The sequence below is a fragment of the Pantoea dispersa genome (genome assembly GCF_035783935.1).
Taxonomy (GTDB): Bacteria; Pseudomonadota; Gammaproteobacteria; order Enterobacterales; family Enterobacteriaceae; genus Pantoea; species Pantoea dispersa_C.
Window position 1 is genome coordinate 161,243 of sequence record NZ_JALKOV010000008.1, and the last position, 15,157, is coordinate 176,399.

Below are 15,157 nucleotides of genomic sequence, written 5' to 3' on the forward strand. Positions count from 1 at the left end.
CCCGGTCGGGGCATCTGACGTGGCGCCAGCCAGAGCGGTTAACCTCCTGTCCTGCTGTCATTTTGCTGCGTAGAATAGCGTTTTTGATTATCCGGATGGACTCTATGGCGACGGCAGAGCACCTTATCAGCAACCATCTCCCGAGCGTGAAACAGCTGCAATGCTTTCTCGCGGTTGCGCACGAGCTCAACTTTCGCCGGGCCGCCGAACGGCTCAGCATGACTCAGCCTCCGTTAACCCGGCAGATTAAGCGCCTTGAAGCCGTGCTGGAGCAGCCTTTATTTAGCCGCAGCACCCATGACGTCAGCCTGACGGAAGCTGGCCGGGCGCTGGTAACAAAAGCGGAAAAGATCCTTCAGGAACTGAATGACCTGAAAACCGGCTCGCTGTCATCAGAAAAGCGCGTGCGCATCGGCCTGACGCGCACGCTGAATTTTGCACGGATTGCGCCCATTCACCAGCAACTGCTAAAACTGGACGCCGCCGACGATGTGGAAACGCCCGAACTGACGTCGGCGCAGTTGCTGCAGTGTCTGGCAAAAAACCGCCTCGACCTGGTGCTGACGGGCGAAAAAGCAACCGGCCACGAAGATACCGTGCAGTACCAGTGGATCGGGCGTGAGCCGTTGCTGGTAGCAATGCCGGCCAGACATCCGGCCAGCCTGAAGGAAAACGTTTCGCTGGACGCGATCGGCGATTTACCGCTGTTCTGGTTTGCCAGAAGCGCAAATCCGTCATTCTACGATAAGTGTGAACAGCTGTTTTCCCAGCTGCGCACCCCGCTCAGGCGAGTCAAAGAGCCAGATGATTCACTGGTTATGCTGACGCACATTGCCCGAGGCAAAGGCTTTGCCCTGATGCCGCAGTCGAAATGTACCTTTCATCAGGAAGGGTTGTGTTACCGCGCACTGACTGACGATGCAGCGCAACATCTGCATATCGATATTTATGCAGCCATCCGACTGAATGAAAACCGGCCAGCCGTACTGCATGCGCACGATATCGTGTGTCACGCCGTTCAGTTAAGCCAAAACTGACCCCTCTTCCGCCGGAAGAGGGGGTTAAGCACGCATAAAGCGCCGTGACGCTACGCTTTCACCGGCCATAGCCAGGCGGCGCCGCGCACGCCGCTGGAGTCACCGTGCACCGCTTTCAGCACCGGTGTCTCGCACTCGCGGCCGAACACCCACTGTTTCATCAGCGTCGGCACCGTCTGGTACAGCCGATCGTTGTTGCTCATGCCGCCGCCGAGCACGATCACATCCGGATCGAGCAGGTTGACCACCTGCGCCAGCGATTTGGCCAGCCGCATTTCATAGCGGCTCATCGCCAGCTCGGCCACCGGATCCTGCTGTTCGATCAGCCGGATGATCTCCGCGCCCTTCAGCGCCTGTCCGCTGAGACGCTGATAATCAATGGCGAAGCCGGTGCCGGAGACAAAGGTTTCGATGCAGCCCTGCAGCCCGCAGTAGCACGGCACTTCCGCGCGATAACGCAGCTCGTCTTCGTCCATCCACGGCAGCGGATTGTGTCCCCACTCACCTGCGTTACCGTTACCGCCAATGCGTGATTCACCGTTGATGGCCACGCCCGCGCCGGAACCGGTACCAATGATCACCGCAAATACCAGCGGCTGGCCTGCACCTGCGCCATCCACCGCTTCGGAAACCGCCAGGCAATTCGCGTCGTTGGCGATGCGCACGTCACGATTCAGCGCCTGCGCCAAATCTTTATCCAGCGGCTGTCCGTTGAGCCACGTCGAGTTAGCATTTTTTACTCGCTGGGTGTAAGGAGAAATCGTGCCGGGAATGCCCACGCCGACCGTTCCCTGCTGCCCGGTCTGCGCTTCCGCCAGCAGCACCAGATCGACAATCGCCTGCACCGTGGCGGCGTAGTCGTCACGCGGGGTATTCACGCGATGGCGGAACAGCTCTTCGCCCTGGTCAGACAGCGCAATCACTTCAATCTTGGTGCCGCCTAAATCAATACCAATACGCACGATTTATTCCTCATTATTCGTTCAGGTGACAGATACAGTAGAAGGCGGAATCGGGAAAGGCAATGAAACCGCTCCGATGTTTCGCTATCATGCGCGCTGACTGTTTTAGACTTGTGCGCCCGATCGCACCCACGGTAAGGAATCCTGATGTTGTGGTTTAAAAATATGATGGTTTATCGTCTGAATCGGGACATCCCGCTGTCCGCAGACGATCTGGAAAAACAGCTCGACGCCTTTACCTTCACGCCGTGCGGCAGCCAGGACATGGCTAAAACCGGCTGGGTCTCGCCGATGGGCAACCGCAGCGAAGCGCTGACGCATATGATTAACGGCCAGATAGTGATCTGCGCCCGCACCGAGCAGAAAATTCTGCCATCGCCAGTGGTGAAGCAGGCGCTGGAAGCCAAAATTGAGAAGCTGGAAGCGGAACAGAGCCGCAAGCTGAAAAAGACCGAAAAGGATTCGCTGAAAGATGAAGTGCTGCACAGCCTGCTGCCGCGCGCCTTCAGCCGTTTCAGTCAGACCTTTATGTGGATCGACACCGTCAATAACCTGATCATCGTCGACTGCGCCAGCGCGAAAAAAGCGGAAGATACGCTGGCGCTGCTGCGTAAGAGCCTCGGCTCGCTGCCGGTGGTGCCGCTGACGCTGGAAAATCCGATCGAGCTGACGCTGACCGAATGGGTGCGCTCCGGTGAGCTGCCTGCCGGCTTTACCCTGATGGACGAAGCCGAGCTGAAGGCGATACTGGAAGATGGTGGCGTGATCCGCTGTAAAAAGCAGGATCTGGTTTCCGACGAGATCGCCACCCATATCGAAGCCGGTAAAGTGGTCACCAAACTGGCGCTCGACTGGCAGGAGCGTATTCAGCTGGTGATCGCTGATGATGCTTCGGTGAAGCGTCTGAAGTTCAGCGACACGCTGCGCGAGCAGAATGACGATATCGATCGCGATGATTTCGCCCAGCGTTTTGATGCCGATTTTATTCTGATGACCAGCGAGCTGGCGGCATTGATCAGCAACCTGGTGGAAGCGTTAGGCGGCGAAGCGCAGCGTTAAGCGGCTATCGCAGGCTGGAAGGATAGTACAGGTGTGTTTAACCATGAATGGCGCCCCTGCGAACAGAACACACCACCTATGCCGGCCATTAAAAAAACCGGTAACGCCGCACAGGCTTTACCGGTTGATAATGGATGCTGCTATAACGCTTAAAGATAGCGGCACAGGTAAGACGTTGGCTCCGCCACCTGCAGGTGGAATTCGCTGTGGCCCGGCACGTTAAATACCGATCCGGCTTCGTACCATTTCCACTCGGCTTCGCCCGGCAGCAGCACTTTCAGCGCGCCGCTCACTACCGTCATCTCTTCCGGCTGGCCAGTACCAAAGGTGTATTCGCCTTCTGCCATCACGCCAACGCTGGCCCGGCCAATGGTCACGCTGTCGAAACCAATGGATTTCACTTTTCCGTCGAAATACTCACTTACGTTGAGCATGTTACTTCCTCACAGCACATTAGGGTTACCGGCAGATTACAAGGGAACTCGCTGATCTGTCACGTGAATTAGCGCCGCCGATCGCAAGTTGTGATCGGCCTCGATCAGACGATCAGTTCAGCCGCCAGTTTCGCTACCAGCACATTCGACAGCAGCACCGGAATGCCCAGCATATTCTGCAGAAAATCACGGTGTTTCTGGTGATATCCAATACAGTCGAGCACCACCACATCAGCGCCCTGCTCCTGCAGGGTCAATCCGGCTTCAATCAGTTCACTCTGCTGCGCCAGATAAGGGCTGGCAACGGCGAAACAGGGCGCGCTGTGCAGGTTGCGCCATTTGCTGGCCTGCTCGGCGATCTGCTCCTCAACCGGCACCACGATGCCGATTTTATGCTGCTGCACGATGGCGCTGACCAGCGGCGGAATGATGCGTTCCGGCTCCAGCAACAGCGCCGACGCGGTGTTCAGCGTGCCGAACTCACCGGTGCACAGCAGCAGAATGATGTCGTACCCCTGCTGCTCCAGCGCGGTAATTTTACCCTGCAGCCCCTGCTCCACTTTCGCTGCGGCCAGCCGCACCTGCTCGCCGCTGCTCATGCGCGACACCAGCACTTTATCGCCTGGCGCGGGCGCGTATAACTGCTCCACTTCGGCCAGCGTCAGGCCGTCCAGCAGACCGGCATGCGTCACGGCCCCGGCCGGCAAATACGCCTCCAGCAGCGGCAGAATATCGCTCCGCGGCGACTGCCCAATGGTTAAAGTGACAAGGGACGGTTTCATGATCAGGCTTTCCGGCTGCGCAGATGGCTGAGGCTACCATACAAAGATAGCAGCAGCGCGTACTCCTGCGGGTCATAAAACGAACAGGTCTCACGGCCAAACTCCTTGGCCACTTCCACTGCAAAGCGCACCGTCGCCGCGATATCCACTTCATGGCTGGCGCCGGTACCGCAGCCAGGCACTACGGATTGCGCACAAATCGCCACGCCGACCACCGGCACATCGGTGGCGGTAGACGGCTGCAGAATGCTGTTGAGGTGATAGACGCCGTTGCCGTAAGGGGTGATGTCCTGCGTGGTGATCGGGAACGTGACCGCAGGCTGGCCGCTGGTCATCTCCATGATGCGCAGCAGATCTTCCGACACGCGCAGGATGTAGCCCTCTTTCACCGTCGGTGACAGCGCATAGCCCTTATGGTTGAGGATGCGGTTTCCTTTGGTGGTATCAATGGAGAGAATCGCGTCCACGCCGTCGACCACTTCGTTGTCGTTCATGGTGATGTCGTCGCAGGGCGAATCCATGAAGTCCACCGGCTCATGCGGACGGGTCGGCGCATCCGGACAAATATGCGTGGTCACGATCACGTCACCGGCCAGCACGTCGCCTTTGGTCTGCATCTGTGCCAGCTTCAGCGCGCTGCTCACCGCGGCCACCGCGCCGTCGGCGTCGGACACCATGCCGATGCGCGTCGGACGCGCACCGATGCCGCCGAGACGGCCAATGATCCCCAGCGTCGGCGCGCTGCCGCCACGGCTTTTGCCCTGAGCACCGGGAATGTCGATGCGCACGAAATCGGTACGCCCTTTTGGTCCACTGACGCGCTTAAAGCTGGCGCTGACGCCGGGATAAGCGGCGAACAGGTCGACCACCTGCTGGCCATCCACATAGGCGCTGTCGAGTAATTCAAAAACCTGAAGTGTCTGCTGTAAACTCATCGCTGAATCCCTGGATTATTTTTTACTGCTGCTGGCAAAAAGTGAGTGGAAGAAGCTGTACAGCGCGTCGCCCGCAATGAAACCCGCGGCCATCACCTCCATCGGTGAACGTCCACGCTCGCCCCACACGCGCAGGATCAGGACACGTAACGCAATCCCGACCAGCACCGCCCAGCCGGCGGCGGCGTTGTTGATTAACAGACCGGTGGCTAACAGCACGCCGAGCTGGCGCTTAGGTCCGCCGATCAGCTGAATAATCGCTCCCGGAATCGCCCACATCAGCAGGCTGCCGGCAATGCCCGGCTCCGCGCCGGCCTGAATGGTTTTGGCGTAGACGCGCGCCACCGGCGGCAGCAGGTTGTCGACAAAGAACAGGTTGTGCGCATACCACACCACCGGGATTGAGATAACAAAAGCAATCATCGCGGCGATCAGCTGGATGCGGCGGCCCCACAGCTCCTGCTGCACATCGGCGCCGTTGCCGCGCAGAATAAAGCCGGCCTTCAGGTCGTAACCCATATCGGCGAAGGCCGGACCGGTGGCCGCGGTGAAGCCGCACAGCAGGCACAGCGCCAGCGGCGGGAAGCCGAGCAGGATGCCGAGGATCAGGGTGATCAGTGCCACCGCGAAGGCCGGGAACCAGCCCGAGTGCATGGCGGCGATACCGACAATCAGCTCATGTACGAAGGCGGCAAAGGCCGCGTAGAGAATAAATAGCAGCAGCATCGGCAGGCCCATCTCGCTCCACAGGCCGCCGCCCAGCGCCAGCAGCGCCGAGATGACGATGTAGCCGACGCTCCCCAGGCCGAGCGCGCGCCTGACTTCGCTGTCGCTGCGGCTGACGTTGAGGTTGTCGTGGCGGCGGCTGCGAATCACCTGCACCACCTGAATCAGCGCCACTAACCCGGCTCCGACCATCACGCCGTGCGGAATGTACAGCGCGTTGATATCGATACCGGCAACCGGTTGCGCATAGGCACGCAGCAGGAAACCGATGCCGAGCATGGTCAGCGCCCAGATATTGCCAATGAATGCGGTACCAAAAGCGGACATCGGGATTTTCAGCATCGCGCCCGCGACGCCACCCACGATTCCAGCCACCAGCAGCCACGCCTGGCGACCGCCCTTATCACCGGCTTTGATCGCTTCTGCCGCCGCCACGCCCGGTGGCCAGGCGTTGCTGGCCGGGAACACGCGCGTATCAAACAGACGATACAGCAGCCACGCATCCAGCAGCATCGCCGCGCTGACGCCGATAAACAGCGGCAGCACCAGCTGCGGCTCGCCCAGCGCCCACGGTACGGCGATCGGCATCAGCAGGCTGTTAGCGGCACCAAAGGTAGCGGAAGAGATGGCGGTCTGTGCCAGGTTTTGCACTTCAACCGAACGGTAGCGGCGAAACCACTGTAGCGGAATGCGCGCCAGCAGCATGGCAAATAGCGCGCCGATAATAGAGGTATTGGGCGTTACCCCAATAGTTGTGATCAGCTGTACCCCAATGATGGCCCCTGCAACCGACAGCAGAACCAGCATCAGGCCGACGCCAATATTCTTTATTGGATTATCCAGACGCATATTATCCCCGTATTTTCACCCTGTAGAAAACGCGCAATGACGTTAAGCCCGACACGCGGAACCTCAACGTTTAATTCATCGTTCCCTGATTATTGAAATAAGCAGGTCCGAAGACCTGCTATTTCCCCGGTGTGGCGCGAAGTATTACGCCTTGAAATCAAATTAGGGTTGTCCTGGTTTATTCAGGACGCTGCGCCGTATTTTTCGGCCATCAGTGCAGCCGTTGCGCGCAATTCGCTGAGCAGCGCTTCCGGATAGCCCGGGGCCGCTTCCTGCGAAAGGAATGAGAGACACAGCGCGGCACTTTCGCCGCGATGCTTATTGGTAACCGCGACCGCTAGTGAACTGATACCCGGCAGCGTTTCATTGCGTGCCAGAGCCCAGCCCTGCTGACGAATCAACGCCAGCTCTTTGCACAGCGCATCGATATTCAGCGGTGAATTGATCGACGCGGTGTGCCAGTTAGCGCTAAAGCGCGCACGTACCTCGTCATCGCTCAGCTGCGCCAACAGCACGCGGCCGGTCGAGGTGCCGGTAACCGACACGCGCGTACCGGGCGGCGTCACCAGCTGCGTAAAAAAGCGTCCGTGATACATGCGCATCACCAGCACATCGTCGCCGTCCAGCACCGAGATGTAGCCCATGCAGCCGCTGCTGGCGGCCAGGCGCGCCATCGGCGCCGATGCGCTGTCAATCAGCGGTGTCGAGAGATAATGCCCGGCGACGGACAGCAGCACGCGGCCAATCTGAAAACAGCGGCTGTCGGGATCGCGCTCCAGCAACCCTTCGCTTTCCATGGTCGCCAGCAGGCGCGACACGGTACTTTTCGGCAGCCCCAGCGCCTCCACCACCTCGGTAAAGGTCAGGCCGGGATGGCCCTGCGTCACGCCAAAGCGCTGAAACAGCTTAAGCACGGCGGCGGCATTTTCGAGTGTGGTCATGGCGTGGGTTTCACTATATGGAACTTAGTTCCTTTATCGTTAACCCGAAAGTAAAACGCGACGGTTTATTGGTCAAGCGCAAATTTTGCACCGGACAAGCCGCAGGAAATTTAAGGCAGCAGAAAATAAGGGCTAAAGGCAAAATAAAAAGACGTTATCAGGCAGGAGTGCGATTGTTCAGAAAAGACGGCAACTTTTATCACCGTAATTAGCGCATCAGGGAAAATAAAAAAATCTATTTAGCGACCGGACGTAATTAAGCGAAAGCGGGCATCCGTGCCCGCCTGGATTATTCTTTTTCCACATCTTCATAGCGGTCTTTGGCATCCTGCGCTTCCGCTTCCGATTTATGTTCGCTAATTAAGGTATCCGGACGTGGATGGTCAGCCCGTAATTCATACCAGGTGACGGTATTGCCCGCCTGCCCTTTTTCTACGGCAACAATGCGCGCTTCTCGCGGATAGGGTGGTCTGGTTGGCATCGTATTCCCTCTTATGTCAGGTTTCCACACAGACAGCGGTGATCCTCTGCCTGTCATTCAGTATAGACAATCGAGGATCGCTGTAAAAAAGAGGGAGAATTCTTAAGCAGTTAGCTGGCGCGGGCCAGAGACAGCGATTGCAGAATAAGATCGACAACCTGCTCCGGCGCCTGCATGGCGTTGACTTCATGGTGCGCGGCCTGACGGTAGAGCTGCGCGCGCTCGCGCAGGATATCTTCCATCTCTTCCGCGATCGGCCGGCCGGTTAAGGTCGGGCGCTGTGCCGCTTCCGGCTGGCGCTCCAGCCGATCGGCCAGCACGCCAGAGGGCGCGTTGAGCCAGATGACCTGGCCATGCTCACGCATAAAGTGGCGATTGACGTCGGCCAGCACCATGCCGCCGCCGGTGGCGATCACGCTGCCGGGTGCGGTAACCGCACGCAGCGATTCACTTTCACGCGCACGAAAGCTGTCCCAGCCTTCCGCTGCCACAATTTCTGCCACGCTGCGCTGTGTGGTGAGCTGCAGGTGGTGGTCGGTGTCACGAAAGGCATAGCCCAGCGCTTGCGACAGCGCCTGGCCAATGGTGGTTTTACCGCAACCGCGTGCGCCGATCAGATAGATGGGTAATGACATCCGGGCTCATCCTCCGCCGTAGTCTGCCGCGCGGGCAACGTCATCAGGTCAATAATGCGTCGCATGATACCTGGATTTTATTTTATCAGCCAGCCGCGAAGCACGAATTACGCGTATTTCAGCGATAGCCAGAGCCAGTCAGTTGATTTAACACGGAAAAAGCATGCGCATTTCGTGCATCAGACAATTTGTAAGCGCGGGCAACATTTGCTTACCAGGCCATTGATTTACTTTCTGTCACGCAGCCCGCATATACGCTTTATAGTTCAGGCAACGGACGTCCTGTTGGTCGCCTGAAGAACAACACGCTAAGTCTAACCGGAGGTTCACCATGCAGAGCCAGGAACAACAACTTATTGAAAGCCTGTTCAGCCGTCTGAAACAGGCAGAAAGCCAGAGCGGCCCGCGTGATGCCGGTGCCGAACAGTTAATCAGCCAGCATTTACAGAGCCAGCCGGGTGCGCCTTATTACATGGCGCAGGCGATTCTGATTCAGGAAGCGGCGATGAAAAAGCTCAACGCGCAGGTGTCTGAGCTGGAAAGCCGTCTGGCGCAGGCGCAGCAGCAACAGGCACCGCAGCAAAGCAGCGGCGGTTTTCTCTCGAGCCTGTTTGGCGGCGGTTCGCGCCCGTCCCAGCCGCAGCAGCAGCCGGCATGGAACAGCGCACCGCAGCAGCCACAATATGCGGCACCGCCTCAGCAGCAGTATGCTGCCCCGGCGCGCGGCACCGGTTTCCTGGGCGGCGCACTGCAGACGGCCGTTGGCGTAGCCGGTGGTGTGGTAATGGCGGACATGCTCACCAGCCTGTTCCACCACTCGCAGCCGGAAGAGATCGTCAACATTATCAACGAACCGGCGCTGCCGCAGGTGGATGACAATCTGAACACCTTCAACGGCAACGACAGCAATAACGCTTTCCTTGACAACAATGCTGGCTGGGACAACAACAGCTTCGCCGATAACAATGATTTCAATGACTTCGGCAGCGGTGGCGATTTTGACGACGACGACAGCTTCGTCTGATTAGCGCTGACGTAACCACTTATCCAGTTCGTTAGCAAACTGCTGGCGGTCACGTGGGCTTAATGCTGACGGGCCGCCGCTCTGAATGCCGCTGGCGCGCATCGTTTCCATGAAATCACGCATGGTCAGGCGCTGGCGAATGGTATCGCTGCTGTAGCGCTCCCCGCGCGGATTCAGCGCCGCCGCCCCTTTCTCCAGCACTTCAGCTGCCAGCGGAATATCGCCGGTAATCACCAGCTCGCCGGGCTGCACGCGCTTCACAATCTCGTTATCGGCCACGTCAAAGCCGGCGGGCACCTGCAGCGTTTTCAGAAACGGTGACGGCGGCACGCGCAGCGGCTGGTTGGCAACGAAGGTCACGGTGACGCTGGTGCGCTCAGCCGCGCGATACAGCACCTCTTTGATGACATTGGGACACGCATCGGCATCCACCCAAATCGACATGTTTAATCCTTATTAACGGGCAATGCCAGCGATCTTGCCGCGCTGACCGCGAATGGCAAATGTTATTTGTGCGCGACTTGTTATTCACTGCCGCTGACGTAAGCTAATCCACTGAGAAAAGCGAACCACGTTAAGGATAAAGCGATGCTGGAGAAGAAAATCGGGTTTGTCGGCTGCGGCAATATGGCGAAAGCCATCATCAGCGGCCTGGTCAACAGCGGGCAGATCGCCCCGGCCAATATCTGGGTGCACGATCATAAACCTGATACCAATCAGGCCATGGCGCAGCAGTACGGCGTGACGGCGGCAGAGAGTGTCGAGAGCCTGGCGCGTGAAGTGGATATTCTGTTCGGCGCGGTAAAACCCAATGTGATTCTCAAAGTGCTGAAGGATCTGGCTGGCCAGCTGAAGAAAGATGCGCTGGTGGTATCGATTGCCGCCGGCGTGACGCTCGATTCGCTGGCGGCGGTGCTGGGTCACGACCGTAAAATCGTCCGCGTGATGCCGAATACGCCGTCGCTGGTCAATGAAGGCATGACCTCCATTACGCCGAACGTACTGGTGGAGCCGCAGGAAGTGGACGAGGTGGTGACCATTTTTGAGAGCTTTGGCAAAGCGGCGGTGGTGAATGAATATCTGATTCATGCCGTGGTCGGCGTTAGCGGCTCAGCACCGGCTTATGTGTTTATGTTTATCGAAGCGATGGCCGACGCCGCCGTGCTGGGCGGCATGCCGCGGGCGCAGGCTTATCAGTTTGCGGCGCAGGCAGTAAAAGGTTCCGCCCAGATGGTGCTGGAGACCGGCAAACATCCTGGCGAACTGAAAGATATGGTGTGCTCACCGGGCGGTACCACCATTGAAGCGGTGAAGGTGCTGGAAGAGAAAGGCTTCCGCGCCGCGGTGATGGGCGCGATGCAGCAGTGCATGGCGAAGTCCGAGGCGCTGAGTAAGCAGTGATGGTGCGGGTTTTCCCTCACCCTAACCCTCTCCCGCAGGCGGGAGAGGGGACTGTTGGGTGCGGACTTGAACCTTAACCCTGATACGCTTCAAACAGCGCCAGGCCTTGCTCCAGCGTCATTGGCTGCTGCATCTCGTGCACCAGCGCGGCGGTCAGCGTGTACATGCCGGCTGAGCACACGGCAGCGATCATGCCCTGCTGGCAGTAAAAGGCGATAAAGCGCTTGTCCTGCAGCGATCCCAACAGGCGATAATCATCCCACTCCTCTGCATGCCCCAGATACTCATAGCGGGTGCCGTAATGCGCAGTCCAGAAGAACGGCACGCGATCGTACATGATGCGTTTGCCCAGCATATTCAGCGCGGCAATGCGCCCCTGCTGATGCGCCACGCGATAGTGCTCAATGCGCTGCACGCCGCGCGGCGTGAGATAGCTGGCGATATCCCCCGCCACCCAGATGTTTTCACTGACCCGCAACTGGCCGTCGGCCAGCAGGCTGCCATCCTTCTGTAATGGCAGGTCGTGAATGAAGTCGGTGGCCGGTACAATGCCGGTGGCAAACAGCACCTGGCTGGCGGGTACGGTTTTGCCATCTTTGAGTCGCACGCCACTCACTGCCCCTTCGCCGGTCAGCGCTTCCGGTTCACCCTCGACGAATTTCACGCCGTTGCTGCGGTGCAGCTCATAAAAATAACGGCCAATCTCTTCGCCGAACTGACTGGCAAACGGCAGCGGATGACGCGCCACCACCGTGACGTCAATGTCGCGATTGCGCAGCGCACCCGCCACTTCCATACCGATAAAGCTGTTGCCGATAATCACCAGCTGCTGCGCCTCATCCACCTGAGAGATCAGCGCATCGGCCTGGCGCAGCGAGCGCAGCAGATGCACGCCGTTCAGATCCTTGCCCGGGATATCCAGCGGCTGCGGCACGCCACCGGTCGCGATCAGCAGCTGGTCAAACTTCACCTGCTGCCCGTCTTTCAGCACCAGCATCTGCGCCTGCGCCTGCGCCTTGAGCTGCACCACTTCACCCTGCAGCCACTCCACCGGTCCCAGCACATCCTGTTTCAGCAGCTTTGGCACCTCGTCGATGGCCATTTTTCCGGAGGGCACAAATTTACTCAGCGTGGTGCGATCGTAAGGCGCAGCGCTTTCGCGCTCAATGCGCACGATGCGACCGTTAAAGCCCTCATCGCGCAGCGTCCAGATGGCGGCGCTGCCTGCTGCGCCGGAGCCGAGAATCACGCACACCGGCGTTTCTCCCTGGGTCACCGGCGCGCTGGCCTGCGACATCGCCTGCGGATTGATCAGCACCTGCCCCTGTTCAATGCGCACCGGATAGCGCTTCAGATTGGCCAGCGCCAGCGGTTCGCACATTTTGCCATCGCGCAGCTCAAACACCGCCTTATGCCACGGACACACCAGTTTGTCGCCGCACACCGCGCCCTGCTCCAGCGGCGCGCCCGCGTGCGGACATTTCGCCTGCAGCGCCTGCACGCGGTCGCCGTCGCGAATCAGCACCATCTCCGTTTCGCCGACGGTCACTTTAGTGGGTTTACGCTGCGCCAGCGCCTTGAGTTCCACGACAGATTGATAGCTCACGGTTCGCCTCCTTCGGGGTTATTCGTCTGATACGACAATTCCTTACAAAGAGTAAGTGTGGCAAAGCGTGAGGATTTAGCAGGAGAAACAAAGCGAAACGGCGGTTAACTGACTGTTAAACCGCCGTTTTAAGCGGCACGAAAGGATCAGAAGAAGACGCTGGGCACGATGATCAGCGCGAAAATCGCCACAATCAGTCCATGTTTGACCCAGTAATACAACCGGCGATTACGTTTCTTCAGGTTCTGACCGGCATCGCGCAGCGCATAAACGTATTTGAAGATGCGGTTGAGGAAGCCGGTACGATCGTTTTCGTCGTTGGGCGATGCCGCTGCTGACATTAACGTCGAGCCCACGCAGTGATTGACCGCCTGCGCCCAGCGCCATTTCATTGGCCGCTCGATATCGCAAAACAGGATAATACGCGTCTGCTCGCTTTCATTCTGCGCCCAGTGCACGTAAGTTTCGTCGAAGATCACCGCCTGACCGTCGCGCCAGCTGTGGCGCTGACGATCCACTTCAATAAAGCAGCGATCGTCGTTGGGCGTTTGCAGCCCGAGGTGATAGCGCACCGAACCGGCATAAGGATCGCGGTGTTTGCCCAGATGGCTGCCCGGCGGCAGTTCAGCAAACATGGCCGCTTTAACGCCGGGAATGTTGCTCACCAGTTCGGTGGTTACCGGACAGAGTTCGCGCGCTGACGGATGTGCATCGCTATACCATTTTAAATAGAAACGCTTCCAGCCACGCTTGAAGAAGGTATTAAACCCGGCATCGTTATGCGTCTGCGCCGCTTTAATGTGATCCTGCAGGCGAATGGCTTCATCGCGAATCACCTGCCAGTTATCGGTCAACTGACGCAGCTCAGGAAAATCCTCAACCGGAAAATAGGGCTGTTTAGCCGGCAGTCGCGACAGCCCGGTCATAAACATATTGATCGGCGCCATAAAAGTGGAGTGATCAAATAACTGACGGGAAAACTTTTGCTTTTCCACGCCGCGTGAGTGGGCGTAAAGCACACTAACAATAAATACACCAATAATGATCGCAGCGACCATACAACAGGTTCCTTATGTTGCACGTAAAGCCGCTCTGGCCACGGTTAAGCGTCAGAGAGACTGGATGGGGAGAAATGGAATTTTATGTAAGGATTTTGTAAAGTTTTGGCAACGCGTGCCGTTTATGACAGAAAAAATACGTCGCGCATTAACCCTGCGAGTGCGGACACAAAAAAGCGGCCCGCAGGCCGCCAGAGGTTTAAGCACTCTTCTTCAGACAGCTGCTCATAAAGGTTTTACGCGCATCGCCGCTGAGTTTTTTCTCTCCTGCTTCGCTATTACAGCTTTTCATTTTCATCTGCTGCGGCGTCATATTGCCCATTTTGCTGTCTTTCTTCAGGCATTCGCTCATAAAGCTTTTACGCGCATCGCCTTTCAGATTTTGCGCGCCTGCATGCTGATTACACAGCGTCATTTTTTCCTGCTGCGCGGTTTTCTCCGCCGCGCCCGCACCGCCAGCCAGCAGCAGGCCTGCTGCCATTATTGCCACAAGACACGATTTCATTGCCGGTTTCTCCGTGTGATTATTGCCTGTTAAGCATGGCACGGAATAAGCAAAGCGGAAAAAAATCTATGCGTGTACGGCGGGATTATTCACGCGGGTGGTTGAGCAACTTTTCGACGTAATTGCGCAGCATCAGCGCGTCCGGATTTTCCTGCACGGAAGCAGCGGGCGGCATTGCGCGATCAATACCCGCCGCGATGTCGCTAACCTGGGCGGCATCCAGTCTGCGCAGCATGGCGGTGAGCACGATTTCCAGCGCCTCAACCTGGACCACTAATTCTTTAGACTCTTCTTCTTTTTCTGCCAGCTTAAGCAGGAGTTCCGCAATCAGGTTTTTCATGCGATGGACTCAGTCAGAATGGGAAAACAAAAATTAGCATTGGCAGGATTAAAACAACAAGAATTTTTGCCGGCCAGAGGAAAAATAATGGTTAGCCGAAGCGTAAAAAAAGTGGCTGAAATTCAATATATAACGGCGAAACGTTTCACTGACAAAATACGCCGCAGATAAAACGTTTCGCATCGCTGCATTAATTATGCACTGGCGCTAAATTAACGCGGCCCCTGATACCCATGGCCGGGACCGCCACCGCCAGGGCCACCCCAACCTCCTCCGCCGCCGCCCGGCGGCGGAAAAAGACAACCGCTTAACGCGGACACCAGCGCCACAACGGCAGCGAGCTTAACGATACGGATCATATTGACCTCAGGTTGCTGAAATT

18 protein-coding genes are annotated in these 15,157 nt (G+C 57.8%); 5 read left to right on the top strand and 13 right to left on the bottom strand.

Annotated features, from left to right (window positions below; all coding sequences use genetic code 11):
- Positions 1–104 precede the first annotated feature (104 nt).
- Positions 105–1,037, top strand: coding sequence for a LysR family transcriptional regulator (locus MXF20_RS16370; RefSeq protein ID WP_325970321.1), 933 nt, complete (start codon positions 105–107; stop codon positions 1,035–1,037).
- Positions 1,038–1,087: 50 nt separating this feature from the next.
- On the opposite strand, the gene mak is transcribed toward MXF20_RS16370, so the two are convergent.
- Positions 1,088–1,999 carry a fructokinase gene (mak, locus tag MXF20_RS16375; RefSeq protein ID WP_325970322.1) on the bottom strand — a complete coding sequence of 304 codons (912 nt, stop codon included), beginning with the start codon at positions 1,997–1,999 and terminating at the stop codon, positions 1,088–1,090.
- A gap of 147 nt (positions 2,000–2,146) precedes the next feature.
- Between mak and rdgC the strand changes: the two genes are divergently transcribed.
- On the top strand, positions 2,147–3,058 hold the full coding sequence (rdgC, locus tag MXF20_RS16380) for a recombination-associated protein RdgC (protein ID WP_325970323.1): 912 nt from the start codon (positions 2,147–2,149) through the stop codon (positions 3,056–3,058).
- 149 nt (positions 3,059–3,207) lie between these two features.
- Here rdgC and ppnP read toward each other — a convergent pair whose 3' ends face one another.
- The 7 genes from ppnP to aroL all read right to left on the bottom strand — a co-directional run bounded on the left by ppnP (position 3,208) and on the right by aroL (position 8,841).
- Positions 3,208–3,492, bottom strand: a complete 285-nt coding sequence (gene ppnP, locus MXF20_RS16385; RefSeq protein ID WP_010616577.1) for a pyrimidine/purine nucleoside phosphorylase — start codon at positions 3,490–3,492, stop codon at positions 3,208–3,210.
- 104 nt (positions 3,493–3,596) lie between these two features.
- Entirely contained in the window at positions 3,597–4,274 is a 678-nt protein-coding gene (locus tag MXF20_RS16390; RefSeq protein ID WP_325970324.1) for an AroM family protein, read from the bottom strand.
- A gap of 2 nt (positions 4,275–4,276) precedes the next feature.
- Positions 4,277–5,209 carry a DUF1177 domain-containing protein gene (locus MXF20_RS16395; RefSeq protein WP_325970325.1) on the bottom strand — a complete coding sequence of 311 codons (933 nt, stop codon included), beginning with the start codon at positions 5,207–5,209 and terminating at the stop codon, positions 4,277–4,279.
- A gap of 15 nt (positions 5,210–5,224) precedes the next feature.
- Positions 5,225–6,784 carry an OPT/YSL family transporter gene (locus tag MXF20_RS16400; RefSeq protein ID WP_325970326.1) on the bottom strand — a complete coding sequence of 520 codons (1,560 nt, stop codon included), beginning with the start codon at positions 6,782–6,784 and terminating at the stop codon, positions 5,225–5,227.
- Between the two features lie 182 nt (positions 6,785–6,966).
- Entirely contained in the window at positions 6,967–7,725 is a 759-nt protein-coding gene (locus MXF20_RS16405; protein WP_325970327.1) for an IclR family transcriptional regulator, read from the bottom strand.
- Between the two features lie 289 nt (positions 7,726–8,014).
- Positions 8,015–8,206, bottom strand: a complete 192-nt coding sequence (locus MXF20_RS16410) for a YaiA family protein (RefSeq protein ID WP_021507229.1) — start codon at positions 8,204–8,206, stop codon at positions 8,015–8,017.
- 110 nt (positions 8,207–8,316) lie between these two features.
- On the bottom strand, positions 8,317–8,841 hold the full coding sequence (gene aroL / locus MXF20_RS16415; protein ID WP_325970328.1) for a shikimate kinase AroL: 525 nt from the start codon (positions 8,839–8,841) through the stop codon (positions 8,317–8,319).
- 331 nt (positions 8,842–9,172) lie between these two features.
- Here aroL and MXF20_RS16420 point away from each other — a divergent pair, with 331 nt between their 5' ends.
- Positions 9,173–9,865: a DUF2076 domain-containing protein gene (locus MXF20_RS16420; protein ID WP_325970329.1), complete on the top strand. Its 693-nt coding sequence runs from the start codon at positions 9,173–9,175 to the stop codon at positions 9,863–9,865.
- Here the strand turns inward: MXF20_RS16420 and MXF20_RS16425 are convergent, their stop codons facing one another.
- A complete protein-coding gene (locus MXF20_RS16425; protein WP_325970330.1) occupies positions 9,866–10,309 on the bottom strand; it encodes a YaiI/YqxD family protein in 444 nt (147 codons plus the stop codon).
- Between the two features lie 144 nt (positions 10,310–10,453).
- Between MXF20_RS16425 and proC the strand changes: the two genes are divergently transcribed.
- Positions 10,454–11,266 (top strand): pyrroline-5-carboxylate reductase, encoded by an 813-nt coding sequence (gene proC / locus MXF20_RS16430; protein ID WP_325970331.1) that lies wholly within the window; start codon positions 10,454–10,456, stop codon positions 11,264–11,266.
- Between the two features lie 73 nt (positions 11,267–11,339).
- Here the strand turns inward: proC and MXF20_RS16435 are convergent, their stop codons facing one another.
- The 4 genes from MXF20_RS16435 to iraP form a co-directional block, all read right to left on the bottom strand.
- The gene (locus tag MXF20_RS16435) at positions 11,340–12,872 is read right to left on the bottom strand and encodes an FAD-dependent oxidoreductase (protein WP_325970332.1); all 1,533 of its coding nucleotides are present in this window, start codon (positions 12,870–12,872) and stop codon (positions 11,340–11,342) included.
- A 146-nt stretch (positions 12,873–13,018) separates the two neighbouring features.
- Entirely contained in the window at positions 13,019–13,930 is a 912-nt protein-coding gene (lpxO, locus tag MXF20_RS16440) for a lipid A hydroxylase LpxO (protein ID WP_325970333.1), read from the bottom strand.
- 199 nt (positions 13,931–14,129) lie between these two features.
- Positions 14,130–14,435, bottom strand: a complete 306-nt coding sequence (locus MXF20_RS16445) for a PsiF family protein (RefSeq protein ID WP_058757988.1) — start codon at positions 14,433–14,435, stop codon at positions 14,130–14,132.
- An 85-nt stretch (positions 14,436–14,520) separates the two neighbouring features.
- Positions 14,521–14,775, bottom strand: a complete 255-nt coding sequence (gene iraP, locus MXF20_RS16450; protein WP_021507236.1) for an anti-adapter protein IraP — start codon at positions 14,773–14,775, stop codon at positions 14,521–14,523.
- 18 nt (positions 14,776–14,793) lie between these two features.
- On the opposite strand from iraP, the gene MXF20_RS16455 reads away from it, so the two are divergent.
- The gene (locus MXF20_RS16455; RefSeq protein WP_155519908.1) at positions 14,794–14,946 is read left to right on the top strand and encodes a hypothetical protein; all 153 of its coding nucleotides are present in this window, start codon (positions 14,794–14,796) and stop codon (positions 14,944–14,946) included.
- Positions 14,947–15,157: the final 211 nt, after the last annotated feature.